Below are 21663 nucleotides of genomic sequence, written 5' to 3'. Positions count from 1 at the left end.
CAAGACCATGCCGGCATCTAGCAACTGATACCTTGGTTCAGCGCATTTTCGCCAGCTCAATGATAACGCAGATCGCGTCCGGCGGTGCCATTGTCATCAGGCCGACGGAACGTTTCGTTCCAGATCCTCCAACCATGCCGCGGCGCTGGCGTCGGAGGGAGCGCGCCAATCGCCGCGGGGCGACAGGGAGCCTCCCGCCGAGACCTTGGGGCCGTTTGGCATTGCGGAACGCTTGAACTGGCTGAAAGCGAAAAACCGCCGCAGGAAGACCTCGAGCCAGCGCCTGATATCGGCAAGCGGATAGGCTTTGCGCCGGTCGGCCGGAAACGCGGCCGGCCATTCGCCCTTGGCGACATCGTTCCAGGCATGCCAGGCGAGGAACGCGATCTTCGACGGCCGGAAGCCGAACCGAAGCGTATAGAACAGATTGAAGTCCTGCAGCTCGTAGGGTCCCACGGCCGCTTCCGTGCTCTGCGGGGTCTCGCCGGCCTGAACAGGTACCAGTTCGGGCGAGATCTCCGAGGAAAGGATGGCACTCAACGTCCTTGCGACCTCATCGTCGAATTGCCCTGTCGCGATCACCCAGCGGATCAGATGCTGGATCAACGTCTTCGGCACGCCGGCGTTGACGTTGTAGTGTGCCATCTGGTCGCCGACACCATAGGTGCACCATCCGAGCGCCAGTTCAGAGAGGTCGCCGGTGCCAATGACAATTCCTCCGCGATAATTGGCGAGGCGGAAGAGATAATCGGTCCGCAGCCCCGCCTGCACATTCTCGAAGGTGATGTCATAGACCGGCTCGCCGCGCCCCGCGGGATGATCGAGGTCCCGGAGCATCTGCGTGGCGGCGGGGCGGATATCGAGCTCGCTGGCACTCACCTGCAGCGCCTGCATCAATGCCACCGCATTGGCCTTGCTTTCGCTGCCAGTCGCAAAGCCGGGCAGCGTATAGGCGAGAATGTTCGATCGCGGCAATCCGAGAAGATCGATCGCCTTGGCGGCAACGATCAGGGCGTGCGTGGAATCCAGTCCGCCCGACACGCCGATCACCACGCGCTTCGTGCCGATGGCCCGCAGCCGCTGCACCAGGCCCGCGACCTGAATGTTGTAGGCCTCGTAGCAGTCCTGATCGAGGCGGCTCTGATCGCTCGGCACGAACGGGAAGCGCTCGACCGTCCTCGCAAATCCGATGTCCGTCATCGGAGGGCGCAGCGAGTAAACGATCTTCCGATACGCGCCGGCACCCTTCTGCCTTCGATTGTCGTCGAAAGTGCTCATCAGGGAGCGCTCCTGACGCAGCAGGTCCAGATCGATATCGGCGATCGTGATCTGTCCGTCCTGCCGGAAGCGCTCACCCTCCGCCAACAACACGCCATTCTCGAAAACGGTGGTCTGGCCATCCCAGGCCAGATCGGTGGTCGATTCCCCGATCCCGGCGGCGGCATAGACATAGGCGGCAAGGCAGCGCGCGGAGCACGATCGCGACAAGAGATCACGCGAAAGCGCCCGGCCGATCGTGATCGGACTGCCCGAGAGATTTGCGAGTACGGTCGCGCCGGCCAAGGCGAGTTCCGATCCCGGTGTTACCGGAATCCACATGTCCTCGCAGATCTCCACGCCGATGGTCAGGCCGGGAACATCGTCCGCCTCAAAGAGCAGGTCGACGCCGAATGGCGCGCCAGCATCGCCAATGGTGATCTCCAACCCGGTCATTCCCGCGCCGGAGGCAAAGTGACGGGTTTCGTAGAACTCGCGGTAGGTCGGCAGATACGTCTTGGGAACGACGCCCAGAATGCGGCCACGGTGAATGACGACCGCGCAATTGTAGATCCGCGCTCCATGACGCAGCGGCGCGCCGACGATCAGCACGGTCATCAGTTCGGCCGATGCCGCCCGAATGCGCGTCAGCCCACGCTCCACCGCGTCCAGCAGCGGATCCTGCATGACCAGATCTTCGATCGCATAGCCGCAGAGACACAGTTCGGGAAATACCGCTGTTGCCACCGACTGCTTGTGACAGGCGGTAGCGGTCTCGATGATTGCGGTCGCGTTCGCTGCCGGATCGGCGACGCAGGACACCGCCACGCAGGCGGCGACCCGGGCAAAGCCGTGGCGATAGATCGAATGGAAACTCATATGGCTCGGCTCCGTCCCGCGAGATCTGGCTGCAAGACAACTTCCCAGTCGATGCCGCGAGGTCAAGTCATCTCAATTGGCTCCAGTCTATTCGAACATGGCGCCATGCCAAGCAACCGATGGCCGCGAAACGTTGATTTGCCGCTTTGGTTCAGGCCTCCCGATATTCGAGCAGGATCAGCCCGACGAGGATGAACGCCACGGGCCAGATCCAGGAGGCGATCCGGCTTGCCTTGCCGTCGAGACGCAGCTCCAGCCAGCGTGCCCATCCGGCGAGGATGCCACACAGCGCCAGCGGTGTGTGGCTCATCTCGATCAGCAGTTGGTCCTTGATATTGGCAATGGCATGGGAATGGGTGAGCAGCAATGCGCCGCCGAGCGCAGTGGTCAGCGGAAACACCAGAGCCGCCCTGCTGTTCCTGAGCCCGCCGACCTGCACGCGCCACTCGAACAGGCCGAACAGGACGATCAGCAAGATGAAGATGCGATGCTGCGCGATCTCGGGATCACGCAGCGATTCGAAAAAGCCGAACTGCCCTAGCGGCCATGCCGCTTCGTCGGCACGGAAAAACAGAAATAGTGCCATGCCAAGAAACAGCAGCGGCCAGTGCCTTGCCCATCGGCCCCAACGGAAATGCTGGATCAGGGCGAGAAGGCCGATGAGGATAACGAAAATCCCCGCCCAATGGTGATTGAATTCCGACCAGGCGACATCCGCCGCATTGCGCGGCAGGATCGTGCCTTCACCCGGGACATAAGCCTGCGGTGCCGTCGTCCGCTGCGCATCAGCCGCGGCAATTTTCGCCTGCAATTCCGCGACGGTGAGCTTGTCGTAATCAGGGCTTGATAGGCGGATCGGGAATTGCGGCGTGAACCGCTCGACGATCTCGGACCAGCTCACCCGGTCCTGGGCCAGATCGACGCCCGGCGGCAGGGACGTCAGGGAGGCGGCGGCAAAGATCACGGCAGCGCCGATCCCGATCTCCACTTCGGCGAACCGCTTCAGTCGGACGATCGGCGTCGAAGCATCGCGGCGCAACCGGTCGACGGTAAAGAAGTTGAAGGCGCCCAACCCGAGCAGCATGAGCAGCAGGCAGACCTTCGCGCTCATCATGACGCCATAGGCAGTGCCGTAGATCGCTTCGAAGGAGCCGACATAGCCGAACGCCATCACGACGCCGCCGACGAGGATGGCGGCCACCGAAGCCATCGCCATCACCGAATAGCGCCGTCCGATCAGCTTCCACTCAACCGGATCGTGACAGAGGTTGAGCGCAATGAGGAAGCTGGGCAGGCCTCCGATCCAGACCGCGGCACCAAGCATGTGGAGCGCGCCTGAGGCAAGGTAGGGCCACCGCAGCTCGAGACGGCTTGCCGCGTGCGTGACCGAAAGCTGCGCGATCAGCATCACTGCGGCGAGGCCAACAAGAAAAAGAAGTCGTGATGTCTTCCACGACGTTCTCGCCAGAAGAGCGATGAGGAAGGCGCAAGCCGCGATCACGAGGTCAGCTCGTACGAAGCCGGCGCCGGCGGCCTCCCCCCACGACAGCTCGAGCGTGCCGACAAGTGCGGCGGCGTTGAGTACGAGCGAGCAAAGCGTGAAGATGCCCAAGAGGGAGGAGCTGATAAGAAGAAATGTCCGGCACCGGCTGCCAATCTTGGCGCTCTCGGCGGAAAGCCAGGGCTCGAGCGGTTGCAGCAGCACAAGCAGGAAAGCAATCGTACCGAGCGTGAAAGTCTGGCTCGTGAGAATCAGACCGCGGAGAACGACGGAGAGGAAGCCGAAAATGTCGAGAAAGAGCGACACGGCTATCGCACGGTAAACGGAATATCGCCGCGCGTGATGTGTCCGTCGACGCTCAGCACCTGCCAGCGCAGACGCCAAGCGCCAGGGCTGAGAGCTCTTGCCTCCACATCCAGGGCGTCGGGCGCCGAGTCGGTAGCCGGTGTGAGCCGCTGCTCTGTCCCGCCGGCGCCGATCAGCGTCACTTTTGAACGATCGTGATCAATCCGGCTGTTGAACTGCAGATGGATCGGCACGTTGCCGGCAGGCATGACCGCGTCAGCCGCGGGCGACGACTTGATCACGATGGCGTGCGCCGCAGCCTCCTGGAGAGAAAGCAAGAGAACGAGCAGTGCCCCAAACGATAATGGAATCCTGAGTCTCATACGCAACAACTATTCTTGAGAAGACATGCAATCATCCGACGATTCTCATGACTTGGCTCAGTGACGTGACTGTACGAGCCAACTCAATATCGCAATTGACCATGTGTTCGTTGAGCTCAGCGTCGTCTATCCACTGCTTATGGGTAAAGATCGGGTGAGCAGAGCAAGCAATGCCACGCCAACTGGGCGGGGAGACTCGGCTCACCGCGACGCAATCAAAAAATGATACGGTTTGGTTTTGTTATGTCAAGCGCATTTCAGCCTCCGCCGCTGGGCTGCGGCCGGTAGGTGACCACCGCTATCCTTAGACGGATGTCTCCTCGAATGAGGCCGTCGAAGTACGCAGACCTCCTTGCCGCCGGACAGCTTTTTCTGCTTCGTCTAAAGCCGGCAACGACAGGATTGACTTCGGCTGAGACAACCTCCTAGATCAGAAGTGACGGTTCCCCTTAACGGGGATCAAAAGGGAACGCGGTGCGGGACTTGTCCCCAATGCCGCGGCTGCCCCCGCAACTGTGAGCGGCGAATCTTTCGTCATACGCCACTGGGATCCTCGGTCCTGGGAAGGCGACGAAGGGTCGGGACCCGCAAGCCAGGAGACCTGCCGTCAGCCGTGGTCACACGCGAAAATGTCGGTCGGGGAGTACAGACATTGCTTTCGCCTGGCGTGCCATAGGCACGTTTGGCGAGACCTCGTTCGCTGTGACGTGCCACTGACGTCATACCGAGGTCTGCTCGTGTTCTCCATTGTTGCAATCGCAAGGCGGCGCCATGCTGCCCCGCTCGCTTTCAGATACTTCTTCCCGGTTCTGCTGCTTGAGTCTTGTTCGGCAAAGGCCGAGCAGCCTGATTTGCCTCAGGTCTTGCCCCCGGTGAGCATCACCCAACCCCAAAATCCGCCGGCGAAACCCAAACGCCTCGATCGAGAGCGTTCAACGTCAGCGGCTCGGCCTCCGTCAAGCCGGACCGCTACGACGCGAAGCGCTACACCATCGATCGCAACATCTGACACCTCGGCACCCTCTGCGCTCAACCTGAACAAGCAGAACGCGAGCGGCAGCCGCCTCAACCTTACTCCGCTGCAGACGCCGGCCAGCGTCGAAACCATCACGTCGCAGACCATCGCAGAACGCGGCCAGCATAATGTCACGGACGCGGTCACCCAGAACGCAGTCGGCTTTACCGCAAGCCCGTCCCCTGGCAATGGCGGCCTCTCGTTCAGCACGCGCGGCTTCACCGGCAGTAATTCGGTGATGACACTTTATGACGGCACTCGCCTCTATGTTGGTGCGGGAACCGTGACTTTTCCATTCGATACGTGGTCGGCAGATCGCATCGAGGTCATGCGCGGGCCAGCCTCCGTGCTGTATGGGGAAGGTGCAATCGGCGGGATCATCAATGTGATCCCCAAAAAACCCGTCACGACGCCTTACAACGATGCCGAGATGTCGCTCGATACCAATACGACGCGACGCATTGCGGTGGACAGCGGCGGCCCGATCAATCCGAACGTATCCTATCGCGTCAATGCCATCGGCAACATGTCGAACGGCTGGGTTGATCGCGACGAGACGTCGAATGTTGCCATCTCGGCCGCGGTGCGGGTGCAAGCCGCCGAAAACCTCGCTTTCACGCTCTCGAACGACTACGGCAATCGAAGCCCCTCGCGCTATTTCGGCACACCGCTGATCAACGGCGCAATCGACGACGCGTTGCGGTTCAAGAACTACAACGTACTCGATAGCGCGATCCGCTATCAGGATAACTGGACCCAGTTCAAGACCGAATGGGATGCAACGGACGGCATTAAGGTTCAGAACACACTCTACTACCTGACCAGCCGCCGGCATTGGCGTGACGTCGAGAGTTATACCTGGAATCCCACCACACAATTGATCAACCGAACGAACTACATCGAGATCTTCCACGACCAGTCGCAGGTCGGCAACCGGATGGACGCGACGTTCCGCGGCCATCTGCTGGGCCTTGCCAACGAGTTCGTTGCAGGTTTCGACGTCAACCGGGTGGACTTCACTCACACGAACAATTCGCCCTATGGCGGCGCGTCTTCTGTCAGCCCCTTTGCCGGCGACATGGGATCGTTTGCCGCCACGACGACGCCAACGACGCCCGGCTACAATGCGATCGTCAATCAATATGCGCTGTTTGCCGAGGACAGGCTATCGCTGACCGATCAGCTATCTGTCGTGAGCGGTGTCCGGTTTGACCGACCGGATGTCGACCGCACCGATTACAGGACCCCGGCAAACAATTTCGATATCTCGCTGTCGGGCACGAGCTGGCGAACCGGGGTGGTCTACACCCCCATCTCTGATCTCGCATTTTACGGACAGTATGCGACAGCAGTCGATCCGGTCACCAATCTCATCTCGCTGTCGGCCACGCAGAAGACCTTCCAGCTTGCCACCGGCAAGCAGAGCGAGGTCGGAGTTAAGCAGTCCTTCTGGGGCGGCCGCGGTGAATGGACGCTGGCAGGATACGAGATCGTCAAGAACAACCTCCTTGTCCCGGATCCCAACAACCCCGCCGGCCTGGCGTTGCAAGTCGGCCAGCAATCGTCGCGTGGCATCGAAGCGTCGATCGGCCTCGCGCTCGATGGCGGCTGGCGTGTCGATGCCAATCTCGCAGTGCTGCGGGCGAGGTACGACAACTTCAGTCAGGTGGTAGGCGGCAAGCTCGTCAGCTACGCCGGCAACGTTCCCCTCAACGTGCCGCAGCAGGTATCGAACGTCTGGCTGACCTGGGATTTCGCGCCGGACTGGTCGGTCTATGGCGGCGTGCAGATCGTGGGACAAACCTATTCCGATAACGCCAATACCCAGCTTCGCCCCGGCTACACCGTAGTCAACGGCGGACTGCGCTGGAAGCCTGACGCACAAACCACGGTCGCGCTTCGTATCTACAATCTTTTCGACACCGTCTATGCCACGTCGTCGCCTTATGCCGGGCAATGGCTGCTCGGTATGCCGCGTACGGCAGAAGTGTCGATCAACGTGAAGTTTTGATCATGCGCCGCGCGTTGATCCGGCGAGGACGGCGGTGGCTCTACATCACCCATCGCTGGATCGGCATTGCGACCTGCCTTCTGTTCGCGATGTGGTTTGTCTCGGGCATCGTCATGATGTACGTCGCGTTCCCGCAGCTCACCGATCGCGAACGCTGGGCGGCGCTGCCGACGATCGCCTGGGACCGCGTGCTCGTGGCGCCCGATCGCGCAATGGCGATCGCCGGTGTTGCGAACTATCCGCGCGATCTTCGCCTCGTCATGCTGAACGACATTCCCGTCTATCGACTGCTCGACTGGGATGGCGCACGCAAGACCGTATCGGCAACGGACGGTCATCGGATTGACGGCATCACGCCCGAACAGGCGCTGGCGATCGCGCGCCATCATTCGAATGCCGTGCATCCAAGACTGATCGGCACAATCGAGCGCGATCAATGGAGTGTCACGGCGCGCTATGATGCCTTGCGACCGCTCCTCCTGGTGTCGCTCGGAGATGAAGGCGGAACCGAACTCTATGTCTCGGCAAAGACCGGCGAACTGGCGCTCGATACCACGCGCGGCGAGCGGATCTGGAATTGGCTAGGCTCGATCCCCCACTGGATCTATCCCACAGTCCTCCGCCGAGACGGCGCAACCTGGCGGCAAGTGGTGCTCTGGATATCAGGCATCTGCCTCGTGGTGGCGGTGACCGGTTTCTGGATCGGCATTTTGCGGCTGCGATTGCGCCAGCGTTATGCCCGGGGCACCGTCACGCCTTATCGCGGTTGGATGGCCTGGCATCACCTTGCCGGGCTGATCGGCGGCATCTTCGTCCTAACGTGGATGTTCAGCGGTTGGCTGTCGCTCAATCCAGGTGAGTATTTTGCCGGCCGCGGTCCGACCCGGGACATGACAGTTCGTTACGCTGGGCATGACGCGCCACAGATCGTCGCGACCTTCCAATCAATGCCCGGCGCAGGGGCAGTCGAAGCCCGCTTTGTGTGGCTCGGTGGCCATCCGCTGATGGCGCTCGCCGACCACGATGGCCGTCAGACGCTCGCCGATCCGGAAACCGGCATCACGAAGATGCTTTGCGACGACGAGATTTTCGCGGCCGCGAGCAACTTGTTGCCGAACGCCGCGATGACCACGCGCCTGCGTCTCCTGCAGTTCGATGACCATTGGTATCCGCATCACAATGAGCGCACGTTGCCAGTGTTGCGCGCGGGCTTCGACGATCCGGCTCGGAGCTGGTTCTATATCGATCCACGCAATGGCGATATTCTAGGCCGAACCGACAACAGCCGTCGGGCATATCGTTGGCTGTTCAATGCGCTGCACAGTTTCGATTTTCCGTTGCTGTTGCGCCATCGCCCGGCATGGGACATTGTGATGGTAGTCCTGTCGCTTATTGGAGCGATCGTATCGACTAGCGGTGTCGTCATAGGCTGGCGGCGACTGCGATCCTAGGGACAATGTCAGAGCGACCTGTGTGTCGTCTTGATAATCCGCCAAAAGCCGCCGTTTGCGCGCTGTCCGTCACCGCTCAATTGGTCGCCAGTTATCGATGCACCTTGTCCAGGCCGCCTATCATGGCCGCGTCAATTTCTGCCTTTCTTCCGGCGTGAGAAGCTGGGCCGCGGCTTCGCTCAGCGAACCAAAGCCCACGATCTGGACCGCACTCCTGTCGTTGTAGTCCTGCCCGCGGCGGTCATTGAAGCCCTGTTGACCTTCATTCGGGCGCTGCTTGCTACTATCCGAGCCCGGTTCGGCATCGCCACCACCAAAGCCCATGAATTCGACGATGATGATCGAGGGCTGTTCATTGCCGCTCTGTTTCGGCGCAGCTGTCTGCTGTGACGCTCCCGCAGTATTGCTGGCAGACGTCAATGCGCCGATATTTGGCGTATTCGTGGGGATGCCGAGCGATGTACCGCTGACCTGAATATTGTCGGCGTTGCGGATGGATTGTGCCGCGATGACGATATTGCCGGAGACGCGGATGCCGGCATCGCCCGCGTCCACGGTGCCGTGCGGCGCCATCAGGACGACGTCACCGTCCGGCACGCCGGGCAGGCCGATCAGCGTACCGATGCCGCTGCCGGTCGCCACGCCCGACAACTCGGTGGTGAAGCTGCCGGTGGCCGAGTTGTAGACGATCTGCGGCGGCGGGGCACTGAGTGCTGTCTTTGCACCTTTGCCAGCATCGAGGTCGCCGTCCGACGACCACATGACAATGTCACCGCCGCCGAGGGTAAACACGCGGCTCTGGTTCACCAGCACCGAGCCAGAACTGAACGTGTTGATGGTCCCGCCCTTCAGCGTCAGCAGGCCAAGGTCGCCAGGCTTTCTTGTCTTATTCGGCTGGTCCGGCGTGCCGGCCATATCGGCCGTGACGAACGTAGGCCCGACCTTGATATCGCCGCCGGGGACCAGCAGATTGATGCCGCCGCCATCGATCGTCTTGATCTGGCTGTACAGCATGTTGAGGTTGCCGGAATAGGCCTTGCCGGGGAACAGGGTGGCGACCGCATCGTAGCCGGCATTGTAGTTGTCGCGGGTCGGGCTTCCGTCCGTCTTTGCCGCTATGCCGGTGGTCTTGAGCTCCTTGAAGAAGATGTCCCTGACAAACTTCTCGCGTTGACTGGCGGGCAACGCCTGGAACAGCGTCCAAGCGTCATCGACGGTGAGATTGCCCTTGCCGGTGAACCCATTGACGAAGGCCACGAGGTCGGCACCGTAATTGTTCGGAATGCTGCCGGCGTTGGCCGGATTCAGATACTTGTTCGCGAAGGCGTCGTAGGCAACGCCGCCAGCAATCCCGGTCATGACCGTGATCGCGGCGCCCTGGCCGTCCTGCAGATAGACGTTCTTCTGGTTGCCGATGGAATAGATGCCGTCGCTGACGGATAGGTCGATGCTGTTGCCGGCCAACACGACCAACTCTCCCGGCCCGCCGATCTGGATCGAATTGCCCATGTAACCGTTGAGCTTATAAGTGCCGAACACGATGTTGTGGCCGGCCTCGATGATCGTCACGTCATTGGGCTTCAGATTCTGACCAAGGAACAGGATGTTCTCGATATTGTAGCCGGCCTTGATGATGGTCGGCTTCGGCGTGACGATCTGGACGCTGCTGTCGGTGTTCTTGCCGATCGGGTCGCCGCCGAGAATGCTGCCTTCGAGGGCATAGATGCGCACCGGCTCGGCGTCGTCCTTGTGATAGAGCGAGGCGGCGTGGATCTTGGCCGGATCCTTGGCCGGCTCGTCCCTCAGGGAGTTGTCGGGAACAGAGAAGACACCGTCCCCTAGATAGTCGAGGACGTCGTCGAAGAGCTTGTCGCCCGGATTGAAGACCCCGGGCAACAAGGCCGGATCGGCATCGGACACGACAATATGGTTGCCGGCCGCGGTGCCTTGCAGGCCGGCGCCCGGGTTGGCACTGAGGTCGATCGAATGACCGGCCAGCAATGTCAGATTGCCGTTCGCCGCAGGATAAAGGATCAGCCGGCCGGTGTCCTGCTTCTTGGGCACGCCGACGGTGATATCGGCCTGCAGGGACGTGGCCTTCACCTGCGGCGGATAGTAGGTCGGCAACAACTGCAGATATGCACCGCTACTGCCACTGCCTTGCGCATTGAGCTCCGGCATCACCTTCGCAAGGTCCATCGGCGTCATCGACGACAGCACCACATTGCCGCCGGTCGAGAGTACGTCGAGGAAGCTATCCGCGGCATAGGTCGAGAAGAACGCGCCATTGACCGTGCCGGGACTGGCGAAGCCGCTGGTGTTGCCAAGCGACGTACTGCCCTGCACGCCGACCATGGTGGGATTGTACATGGCACCGATGTCGATATTGCCCGCCGCCGTGATGGTGAAGCCACCGGCTCCCAATGCCAGGATGGTGGATAGATTGACCGTCGCGCCGCTGATGGTCACCGGGACGCTGCCGAGCGAGCCGCCGACATCGATCGTTCCCTGCCCGTCAGCGACGTAGAAGAAGTTGCCTTTGGCGTCGCCGCCGGCATGCACCGCGAGGTCGCCGCCGCCGTAGGTGTTCAGCGTGGTGCCGTTCACCACTCTGCCGCTGTTTGCGGCGACGACGCTGAGATGGCTGATGCTGCCGCCGGCGTCGATCGCGACGTCGCCGCCGCCGATCGTACCGATGCCCCAGGCGAACTTGTTGACATCAGGTCCCCACGCAGTCAGCGGCTTGCCGTTCGCGTCATAGCCGCCCTGGCGCAACAGCCAGTCGTAAAGCGAGCGCGGCGCGACCGGCGCCCCAACGATGTCGCCGCTGGCGGCAATGGTAAGATCGCCGCCGTTCTGTGCGAAGTTGATCGTGCCTGTGCCGGCCAGCGCACCCGCGACGGCGGGCGTGACCTTCAGCGTATCCGTGGGCAAAGCGAGCTGACCGGCCGTGTAGATCTGCCCATCGAGAGTCGAGGGGCCAAAGCTGCCGCCGCTGTAAGTGATCGACGCCTTGGCGCCGGCGTAGGTCCAGAAGGCAAGAAGGGTGTTGCCTGTGTTCGATATCCATTTGCCGGTGGTCTGGTCGACAAGCTGATAAATGTTCGCCGTGGCGTGGGACTGAGTGCCGGTCTTCAGAATCTGGTAGACCATATCGGTCGTTCCCGGGATGACGGCAAAGCCGAACAGTCTCAGGTCGAGCGTAAGCGCGTGGTTTGGATTGACGATAAACGCGTCCATGAGGTCGGTGTAAGCCGGCATCGCAACCGATCTTGCGACCTGGTTATAATTCGCGTTGGTGGTCGGAATGCCGCTGAATGACCCCACCTTGAAGGTTTGCGAGAACATGCCGCCGTCGGCGAACTTCCAGCCGGCATAGAGCGGGTCAAGCGTACCGTCGGCCTTGAAAGCGTCGAGGAAGTGTACCGGCGTGTCCGACGGAATATTGGGATTGTAGATCATGTCCATGCCGGTCGCGCTGCGGTAGCCGGCATAGGTAGGATTGAGCCTGCCATCGAGCAGGAATACGCCAACACCCGTGACGGCATTGGTGCCGAGGAAATTCGTGAGAGCCGGCTGGCCGGAGCCATTCGGATTGTAGAGCAGCGCTCCGGCAGACAACGTGAGCTGCACCCAGCCGGCGGGGATCGACCCATTCGGGTTCGCGATCTCAAAGGCGTACTTCCAATTGTCCGGGGATGGGTTGGCGGTATTGTAATAGATCGTGCCTTGCTTCTGGCCGAAGCTCAGGTCGCCACCGACGCCGAGATTGATGTCGCCGGTGCCGGTGCGCACCAGTGCGGCGCCGTCGACCGTGAGATTGCCCTTGCCGGCGGGCTTCAGCACCGCCGCCGGCTGCACCGCCATCACATCGGCGGCAGCGAGGTTGGCGCCAGCGACAAGATTGTAGGACCACGACCGGCTCGTCAGCAGGCTCGCGCCCAGACCGGCACCGCTGAAGCCGTCGCTCAGCGTCTCCTTGAGCGTGAGATTGCCGGCCGCGCGCAGCGTCAGGTAACCGGGGTTGCCACCCGGACGGAGCAGGTGGAGGTCCCAATCCGTCGCGAGCGTCATGTCGCCGGCCGAGGTAAGCTCGATGCCGGCTGCAAGATCAAAATTACCGACCTTTGATGGCGCCTGCGCCATGAAGCTATTCGCGGCGTTCGAAACCTGCGTGATGATGTTCTGGTCGATGGTCGAGATGCCGTCATAGACCCAGAAAGCTTCAGCATCGGCAGCTTGCGCCCCAATGATCGTACTGTTCAGCTGCACGGCTTTGATGGTGCCCGTGGTCTCACCAGTCCGGCCAGCGCGCACATGCACCTTGCCGCCGTAGGTCGTGCCGCTGACATTCATGATCGATCCGGCAGCGAGGTCGAGATAGCCGGCCGAGGTCTCAAGATCGATATGGCCACCCTTTCCTTTGCTGCCTTGGGCAGAGAGCGTCGCGCCCACCTCGACGACGAGGTCGCCAGACGACACAAGCCGGATGTTGCCTCCCTTTTCACCGTCGGCATTCAATACCGTACCCGATCCGACGATGATCTTGCCGGCATCGGCAACGACCTCGAGATCATCGACCTGGGTCAAGCCGGCAAGCACAACATCGCCGCTGCCGAGATGGAAATGGCGCTTGGTGAAGAAGCTGCCGGCGTTGAGCTTCGCCGACAGACCGGCGAAGTCGGGAATACTTCCGGCATCGAGTTCGAACGAGCCTTGTACGCCGCCTGCCGCCGCGGTGGCGTAGACCTGCCCGTCAAGCGTGAACGCGCCATGCGGCACTTCGACCGACAGCGTTCCGGCATTGCCGCCCAGCGGCGCCGAGAGATCGACCACGGCGCCCTGCGCGATCACGGCGCCGCCTGCGGCCGCGACAATCTCGATCGTTCCAGCGTTCGCATATCCGGCAACGTCGAAGAATTGTTTCTTCTGCGCCCTGACGTCGATCAGCGAACCACCGGCCAGCACGACGCCCGCCGACGCCGATGCTCCGGTGGCTTCGAGCCGCACGTTGCCGGCCGGGATGACGATGACGCCGCCATGGACGACCTGGGCGCCGGTGAGGACGAGCTTGCCGCCGAACGTGGTAATGGGAGCGAGGTCCGCTGGCGCGCTAACGTACGTGGTGGTCAGCTGGCCGGTCGCAGTGGCGGCCTGCTGAGCACCACCCGTCGCAGTGATGCGCGGCGCCGAGAGCGTGAGGTTTGCGACGTTCGCCGCAGTACCGGCGGTGAAGCCGCCTGTCCCGGTGAACACGATGTCGTGGCTGGTCGCGAAATTCACCTGGCCAAAGCCACGGCTCGCACTCTGTCCCGCTCCGACCGTGAGCGTACCCGCGGCGAGCGTCAGCGTGCCGGCGTTGGCGACATCGTCGCCCGGTGCGAGAACGCCGCTCGTGTTGCTGACACTGAGGTTCTGGGCGGTGATGCTGACATCGCCGGAGCGCTTCTGCACCAGCGCGGCTGCGTCGAGGGTGAGCTGGTCAAGCCCCAACCCGCCGACCGTGACCGGCCCCCAAAAATCGACCGTGCTGTAGCTCTTCAGCGTCAGGTCTTTCACGCTGGCGAGATTGGCAAGAGTCTCGGGCGACAGAACAAGTCCACTCGTGCCGGCGGGCGCTGCCCCGAAACTGACCTTGCTCGATGCGGCCTGCAGCGCCTTCGCTGTCAGGAATGCCTTGGCAGAGACGAGCGTGTCACCTGTCGAATCCAGAACGATCAGGTTGTCCGATTCGACATGCGCTCCGTCCCTGACATCAAGCGTTCCCTTGGCTGGGCCGCTCCCTGCCGCGATGTCGTAGCGGGTCACGCTCGTGTCAGTCGCGGTCGTAGCGATGAAGAGCGCGCCCATGCCGGTGCCGCCCGGCGTGGTGGCATTGGCGTTACCGATGAACAAGGCGTCGCTGCCCGCGACGGCTCCGGTCGCCCTGATCACGCTGCCGCTGTCGAGCGTGATCACGCCAGTGCCGGCCGCTGTGGATTTGGCAACTAGCATGACTTCCGGCCCAACCAGGGCGCTATCCTCGTCGTTGGAGACGAGCACCTTGCTGGACACGGGGTTGATCTGCATACCGGCGCTGGTTTGCGTGCGCGCGCCGCCGATCAGCAAGCTCTCGGCGCCAAGGCTCGACAGGACATCGCCCTGCAAGGTCAGCGTGTAGCCGCTGACGGCTCCCTCACCCTTGCCGACCACCGCGATCGACTCGGAGGCGATGTCGAGCAGCCCGCCTCTTCCGTCCTTTCCGGCAGCGAAGTTCATGGCGCCGTTGAGAACGAGCTGCTGCGCCGCGTTCAGCACCACCTGCCCGGCATCAGCGGCGAGTCGCGGCACGGCACGATCGTTGTTGGCGGCATACTGCTTGAAGAAGCTGCTCGCCGTGTATTGATCATACTCGGAAAAGGTCTTGGCGACATCGCCCGACATGACTTGGAAGAGCGATATCTGGGAGTCAGCGATGGTCGTTCCGGCTACGCCGTACTTGCCGGCCACAAGATAGGATCCATCCGGTTGCTTGACCGAGAGATTCGAGGCGACATTGGCATCGGCAGTAGCCAGCGTGACGCGGTAGGCTCCCGGCACTAACGCGTATTGGCCCGGTAGCAAGGTGTACCAGCCGGCCGGCAGGCCGGGAATGCCTGCGAGGTAGACGCTGTCGCCCGCTTGCAGGTTATTGTTCTTCTCCGCATAGGCGTCGTGCGGCGCAGGCCCCGTGAAACCGGGGACCACGGCATAGACCGGCGCGCCGGGTTTCGAGGCGAGGACATCGCGCGAGCCGCCAGTGCCCGGTGTCCATTCGAAGGCGGTGGCGTCGCCACCGCCCGACACGTCGATGCGCGAGCCCTTCTGCAGGTCGACGTTCTTTCCGGCAATCGTGACCTTCTTCTCGGGCGGGGCGGAGAGATCGTAGAGGGCCGCAGCGCTGGTGACATCGCCGAAATACCAGGTGTCGCCATTGCGCACATTGCCCATGGGAATGACCTTCCCTTCGGCTGAAACCGAGGTGAGGCTTCCCGGCGCGAGCGTGACCGAGCCGGTGGTGCCGGTATCGAAGGTGATCGCGCCGAGTGGCGCGCGCACCACACCCGCCTGAAGAATCGAGGCGGCCGAGATGGTGAGATTGCTGCCGGCCGACAGCGGCACCGGCGCCGCACCGCCGTTCGAATAGATCGCCACCGACTTCGTGGTCTTGATAGTGAACGCGCTCAGCGTCGTCGCATAGACCTGAGCAGCGACGAAGTCGAGATTGCCGGCGGCTGCGAGCGTTCCGATGACGTTCGGAACCTGGACGCTGCCGCCGTCGACTGACGCGGTCGTATAGCCGGGAACGCCGACCAGTCGCAGATCGCCCGCGCTCTTGAACGATGCATGATTGATGTCTTGCAAGGCGACATTGGCTGCGATGTCGATCACATCGCCTCTCACCTCCAGCTCGCCTGTTCCTGACGTGGCCGCGGTGGTGAATGTCACATTGGTCAGGCTGCGCGTATCGCCGATCACGAGCTCGTTCGCGGCGATCTGCGCGAGCGCGCCCCCCGCGCCGGCTGTCACGCCGAGCTTGGGAGCCTGGATCGCTACCTTACGCCCTGCTGTCAGCACCACCCCACCGTTGAGCACGACGGTGCCGGGGGTTGTCAGATTCACAATTTCGAATCCGCCCGCGGTAACATCCGTTGCCGAGAAGGTGCTGACGGCGTTGCTCGCCGTGTTGGCTGTACCGGAGCCGAAATTGACCGCATCGCCAGGCTTCATGTTCAGCGCCGACATCGCCCCGCCGACGACGTTGATCTTGTCACTACTGGCGTAGAAGTTGCCTGACGACTGATTGCCTCCCAGGATCGCGAACGTGCCGCTGTGCGCGGTGTCGTCGCCGCCCGATGCCTTGTACGAACCACCAAGCCACATGCCGTTCAAGGTCGTGAAAGTGACCGTGCCGCCATCGCTCGCCACCTTGGTTGGGACGTATGGTTGCCTCGCACCGCTTGCCACCGTTCCGTTTGCAGTGTTCGGCAGATCGACCACGCCGACAGCACCGGAAACATCGATCAGCGAACCGGCCTCGGTCACGATGCTGCCACGCAGGCCATCGTTGAACGTCACGGTACCGCCATCCAGCACCTTTCCGACCCGCCATCCATAGGGATTGAAGTCGAGCACGGTGGTGCCACTGACGTCGAGCTTGCCACCCGATGTGAGCCAGATCGCCTGGGTTTTGTCCGCGTTCTGTCCGACGCCGGCATCGCTTGTGAGGCTGAGCGAAATCCCGGCGCCGTGCGCTTCCAGCGTGCCGGAAACCATGAGCAGATGCCCGGCCTCGAGCGCGATCGAAGCGCCGGGATCGACATGCAGTACCGCGCCCTGCTGGATCGTCAGGTTGCCGCCGACTTTGGTGAATGCGGGAGGCGTATTAGGTTTGAACGGAGCGAGACCCGAGGGACCAGTAGAAGAAAATGAAAGATCCACCGCTTGGCGCTGGCCGGCCGGAAACTCCGGATGCCAATTGATGATCGACGAGATCGGCGTTCCCGTCGGCTTCTCGGCATAGTCCACCGCAGCGAAGGGAACGGCGCGGGAGGCCTCGACCACCGTGCCCTCCGCGACGACGAGGCTCCTGTAGCCGTTGAGCGCATAGTTGCCGAAGCCTTGCTGGAAGAATTTCGGATCGATGAGCAGCGTTCCGGTGGCTGCGGCGCCGCCGATCTGAATATTCGGCGCCGTCAGCGACAGCATCCCGCCGCTGCCCAAGGCATCCCCGGTGAACGCGCCGCCGAGATTGAGCGCGCCGCCAGTCAGCGTAATCGAACCGCCGTTTCCAGCGGCCAGCTTGCCGATCGTGGCGACATGACCGCCGCCCGAGGCGTTCAGCAAACTGCCTTCAGCCAACGTCACGACGCCAATATCGGCGGCTACGTGATCGATGGGTACGCCGTTCGCGTCCTTCACCGCCACCGCCCCCGGACCCGGCGTCTGCAGCGAAATCGAACCGCCGTGGATCGGCAGCGCCGACGTTGTCTGGCGGTCAAGGAAATCGTTGATCCACCTGCCGCTGACATCGAGAACCACGCCGGCGCCGATCGTGATGTTCCGCGCCGGATCCAGGTACGCGGCGATGAGCGGCACGGTCGTCATTTCGATCGTGCCGCCGTGAGCGACGATATTTCCGTTCACCGTCACAGACTTGCCGTAGAGCTTGACGCCGCCGCCATCGGGCATCACGAGGTTGGCGTCCTTGGCGACTTCGATGTCGCCATTGCTGTAGACCTCGAGCTTGCCAAACCCGCCTTGCGAGAGGAGATCGGTCGACAACGTCAGCGAGGCTGCGGCAAGCGAAGGGGCATCGAACCCAAGCTGCGGCCCTGTCGCGACCGGCTTGGACGTGACCAGCACGTTCTGCAGCGGATACTGCAGTTCGTGGTCGTTGTTCGAGACATAGCCGAGCGCCAGGGTGCCATTCAGCCCCACGTCTTGCTGGTTTTCGCCGGGCGTCGCTACGGCCGAGATCTTTCCGCCAAGCAGCATCCCCCGCTGGGCCGCGAGTTGAATCGTGCCGCCTGCCTTTCCTTCGGTATGACCGGGATCGAAGTACCCGCCCCTCACCAGCGGCGACACCCAGGTCTCGGTCACCTTCCAATGCCCGTGGTCGTGTGTGAACTGGCCGGCGAAGTCCACATAGATTTGGGACGGATCGGCATCGTCGATACTCACGATCCGGCCTGTCGCGCTGATCAGTCTCGTCGTGCTGACATAGCCCGGCAAATACTTGATCGAGCCGCCATTCGCCGCAAGCAATGAGCCTTCGTTGAGAACGACATCGCCGGTCGATTTGAGCGAAATCTTGCCGCCAGTCGTCGAAAGTTCAGCGATGCCGTGCTTGATCAAGCCGATATAGCCCGACATGTCGGCGAGCGGCGTCCCGTACCATTTGCCCGGCTCGCCCTTGAACCACTCCACGTCCTTCATCATCGGGTCGGTGAAATAGCCGCTCTTGGTCGCGTCGATGACGATCTTCTTGCCGTAGAGGAAGGAGTTCTTCTGCACCGGCGAATCTTTCAACTCATCGCCGCGCAACTCCACTTCGATGATGTTCTGCGAGATCGGAATTTCGACGTCGGTCAGGCCCGATACGTCGACCACGCTGCCCGCATCCTGGAAAATTCGAGATTCGCGAGATTCCGCGGAGACTATGTCGCTCCTGTAGTTGGCCGTCAGCGCAACATCGCCTGCCGGCGCAAGGATCAGCGAGCCGCCCTTGAGGTGAATTTTCCAGCCCTGGACGTCGATCGTCGATTTGTCGGTCAATTCCTTGGCCGTGATGGTGCCGGTGTCCGCAAGATCGGGCAGAACCGTGGTGACGCTTCCTTCGCCGAAGGTGACCGCGCCACTGCGTGCGTAGACGGCGCCCGCCTGGGTGTCATAGGTGAATTGATCATGCGCCTTCAGCGTGATCGAGCCGTTCGCGGTCACGGTCGTGCTGGTCAGCAGAATGCCGTTCTGCGTCACATTGAGGCCGGCCATGGTGATGTTGCCGTGGTCGGCCGCGATCAAGCCGTCGTTGAGCGCGATGCCGCCGCCTTCGTATGTGACCGGCGGCTTGCTGCCCGACCCCAGGGTCCCGTCTCTGATCTCGAATTCGAAGCCGCGCAGGCCGCTGCTATTGCTGGCCTTCAAGTCCACGGCATGACCGGCGACCAGCGCGACCTGGCCGTTCGGCGCGTTCAGGTAGCCACTATTGGTCACGTTCGGTGCGAACAGCATGATGCTGCCGCCGTCGGCTGTGATGCTCGCACCCTTCTCCACTCTGACGTCGGCTGCAACCTCATTCGGCGCGACAAGAAAGGGCGGTTCGACGTTGGCTTGGCTCCAGCTCGTGGTGGCGAGCTGTTTGAGGAACCTGTCGTTGGAGATGTTGAGCGAGGACGCCGTGAGGCCGGCAACATTGATCTGGCTGGTGCCGGTGAAGATGATGCCGTTCTGATTGATAATCCAAACCTGTCCGTTCGCCTTGATCGCCCCCATGATCTGGCTCGGAGCCGGCTGATTGCCGTTATAGGAATCACCGATGACGCGATTGAGCGCGATCGACTCCGAGCTCAATTGCTGGAACTGAACGCTTTCATTCCTTCCAACTGAAAAGCTGCCCCAGTTGAGGATGGCTTTCGGCGCGCTCTGTTCGATGTTGGCCTGTGCACCGCCTTTCTCATTTGTGGAATTCGGCAACAGACGCGCATTCTGCCAGTCCGACGTGGCACCGAGCGACGCGGCATCCTTCCCCTGGAGTTGTGCAGCCGCTGCGGCTGCCGCATCCATGTTGGCGGGCCGCAAACCGGTGAGCACGTTGCCACCGGATGCAGCTCCCGATGCAGCCGCAGCGCTGGCAGCCGCAGCCTGGGCTGCCTTCATTGCGTCCAGCGCCTGGTTGACCTGCTTCAGCGAATTTTTCACCTGTGTCGCGGCTTCCATCGCCGCCTGCGCGGCTGCGGCCTGCTGTGTCGCGACCGGCGAGGTCGTCGCCATGCCGCTCCCAAAGGGCCTTGCCTCGCCGTCCGCACTCGCCGCCACCAGGACGACCATGCTGGCGCCCGTAAGCAGCGCCGAACGCACGAAGGCTCGCCGGCGGCGAAGACGAAGGGCTGCGATCTGGTCGGGCATGGGTGCGCTTTCTGGGCGAATGGACGTGGCTGCGACGGGAACTCGCGGCGTGAACCGCGCGCTCCCTCTCATCCATTAGACCGCCACCCTCGCGCCAACCCCGAACAAGCCTTGGCCGATTTTTTTTGCCGATTTTTTTGAGATCGTCGACGATCGCTTCCGATGCGCGACGGAATCAGCTCAGCAGCACGAGTCCGCCCGGCAGGGAGCGCACCCTTGCACCGAATGCGCGAGCCAGATGCTCCACCGCATCGTCGATCCGGCTGAGATGGAACGTGGCGACGACGTCCCTCTCTGCGAGCTTTTCGTTAAGCAGAACGATCCTTCCCGGCCGGTATCGATTCACCTCTTCGATGACGCGGGCCAAAGATTCGTGCCGGAAAACCAACTGGCCCTGCTGCCATGCGGTCGCGACCGAAAGGTCGATGGGCGTAACCTCTCGCAGCCCACGCGCTCCATAGATCACGCAATGGCCGGCGGGAACTGTCACGGACCGGCCGTCGCGAGCAACGTCGACGGTGCCGTCGAGGCAAGTGACGCGCACGGTTGTTCCATCCCGGCGCATGTCAAAGCGGGCGATGGTGGATGTTGCATGCCCATCGGCAGCAAGAACCACGAACGGCACGGCGCTCTTGGTGGTGATCGCCGCCTCCCCGGCGATCAACTCCATCCCTCGAGAGCCCTCCGGGGCGGGACGGATGCCGACGCTGGTTTGCGTGTTCAGGATCAGCGATACATCATCCGACAGCGCAAGCTGCCGCTGCTCACCCGTGCCGGTCCTGTAGCTCGCCCGCATCTCCTCGATCGACGGCCACAATCGGAACGGCGGCTTCGATCCCAAATAGCCTGCCGCTGCAACCGAGGCCGCAAGCGCTCCGCCGATCAAGGCCCGACGCCCGGTATGTCCAGCCGATGCGCGCGTCGGGCCCCGAGCCCCGGGCAATTGACCCGAGTGATCCATGCGGCCCGCAACATCACTGGCTGCGGGGCCAAGCGCGTCCCACAACAATTTGGCCTCGGCAAACGCGCGGGCGTGCGCGGGGCTCTGCTGGCGCCAGCGCTGCAATGCCTCGACATCCTCGGTGGTGGCGTCGCCCGACAACAGCAGCATGACCCATGCTGTCGCCTCATCCGTCACCGCCTGCGCTCCGCCCGAAGACACCCCTTCCCTTTCCTCGCCCGCAAGCGGGGGAGAATCAGGGGGCGGCGCCAGGCCGCGCACAATCTTGATGTGA

At 62.4% G+C, this 21663-nt stretch carries 7 protein-coding genes and 1 riboswitch; of the genes, 2 read left to right on the top strand and 5 right to left on the bottom strand.

The window, feature by feature from the left end; all coding sequences use genetic code 11:
• Positions 1 to 96: 96 nt before the first annotated feature.
• From K288_RS0107725 to K288_RS0107715, 3 genes are all read right to left on the bottom strand, one after another.
• On the bottom strand, positions 97 to 2136 hold the full coding sequence (locus K288_RS0107725) for an NAD(+) synthase (protein WP_027579010.1): 2040 nt from the start codon (positions 2134 to 2136) through the stop codon (positions 97 to 99).
• Between the two features lie 151 nt (positions 2137 to 2287).
• Positions 2288 to 3943, bottom strand: a complete 1656-nt coding sequence (locus tag K288_RS0107720) for a CopD family protein (RefSeq protein WP_027579009.1) — start codon at positions 3941 to 3943, stop codon at positions 2288 to 2290.
• A 2-nt stretch (positions 3944 to 3945) separates the two neighbouring features.
• On the bottom strand, positions 3946 to 4224 hold the full coding sequence (locus K288_RS0107715; RefSeq protein ID WP_244443088.1) for a copper resistance CopC family protein: 279 nt from the start codon (positions 4222 to 4224) through the stop codon (positions 3946 to 3948).
• A gap of 504 nt (positions 4225 to 4728) precedes the next feature.
• A riboswitch (cobalamin riboswitch) is annotated at positions 4729 to 4929 on the top strand.
• A 248-nt stretch (positions 4930 to 5177) separates the two neighbouring features.
• Here K288_RS0107715 and K288_RS0107710 point away from each other — a divergent pair.
• Both K288_RS0107710 and K288_RS0107705 read left to right on the top strand, forming a co-directional pair.
• Entirely contained in the window at positions 5178 to 7331 is a 2154-nt protein-coding gene (locus tag K288_RS0107710) for a TonB-dependent receptor (RefSeq protein ID WP_244443087.1), read from the top strand.
• A 2-nt stretch (positions 7332 to 7333) separates the two neighbouring features.
• Positions 7334 to 8782: a PepSY domain-containing protein gene (locus K288_RS0107705; protein ID WP_027579006.1), complete on the top strand. Its 1449-nt coding sequence runs from the start codon at positions 7334 to 7336 to the stop codon at positions 8780 to 8782.
• Positions 8783 to 8902: 120 nt separating this feature from the next.
• Here the strand turns inward: K288_RS0107705 and K288_RS0107700 are convergent, their stop codons facing one another.
• Together K288_RS0107700 and K288_RS0107695 are read right to left on the bottom strand one after the other, a co-directional pair.
• On the bottom strand, positions 8903 to 20428 hold the full coding sequence (locus K288_RS0107700; protein WP_027579005.1) for a filamentous haemagglutinin family protein: 11526 nt from the start codon (positions 20426 to 20428) through the stop codon (positions 8903 to 8905).
• A 175-nt stretch (positions 20429 to 20603) separates the two neighbouring features.
• Positions 20604 to 21650 carry a DUF4880 domain-containing protein gene (locus K288_RS0107695; protein ID WP_152535428.1) on the bottom strand — a complete coding sequence of 349 codons (1047 nt, stop codon included), beginning with the start codon at positions 21648 to 21650 and terminating at the stop codon, positions 20604 to 20606.
• Positions 21651 to 21663 lie beyond the last annotated feature (13 nt).

Source organism: Bradyrhizobium sp. Ai1a-2 (assembly GCF_000426245.1).
In the GTDB taxonomy this organism is placed as follows: Bacteria; Pseudomonadota; Alphaproteobacteria; order Rhizobiales; family Xanthobacteraceae; genus Bradyrhizobium.
Note: the sequence above shows the minus strand (reverse complement) of the source record. Positions and strands in the feature narration are given on the sequence as shown.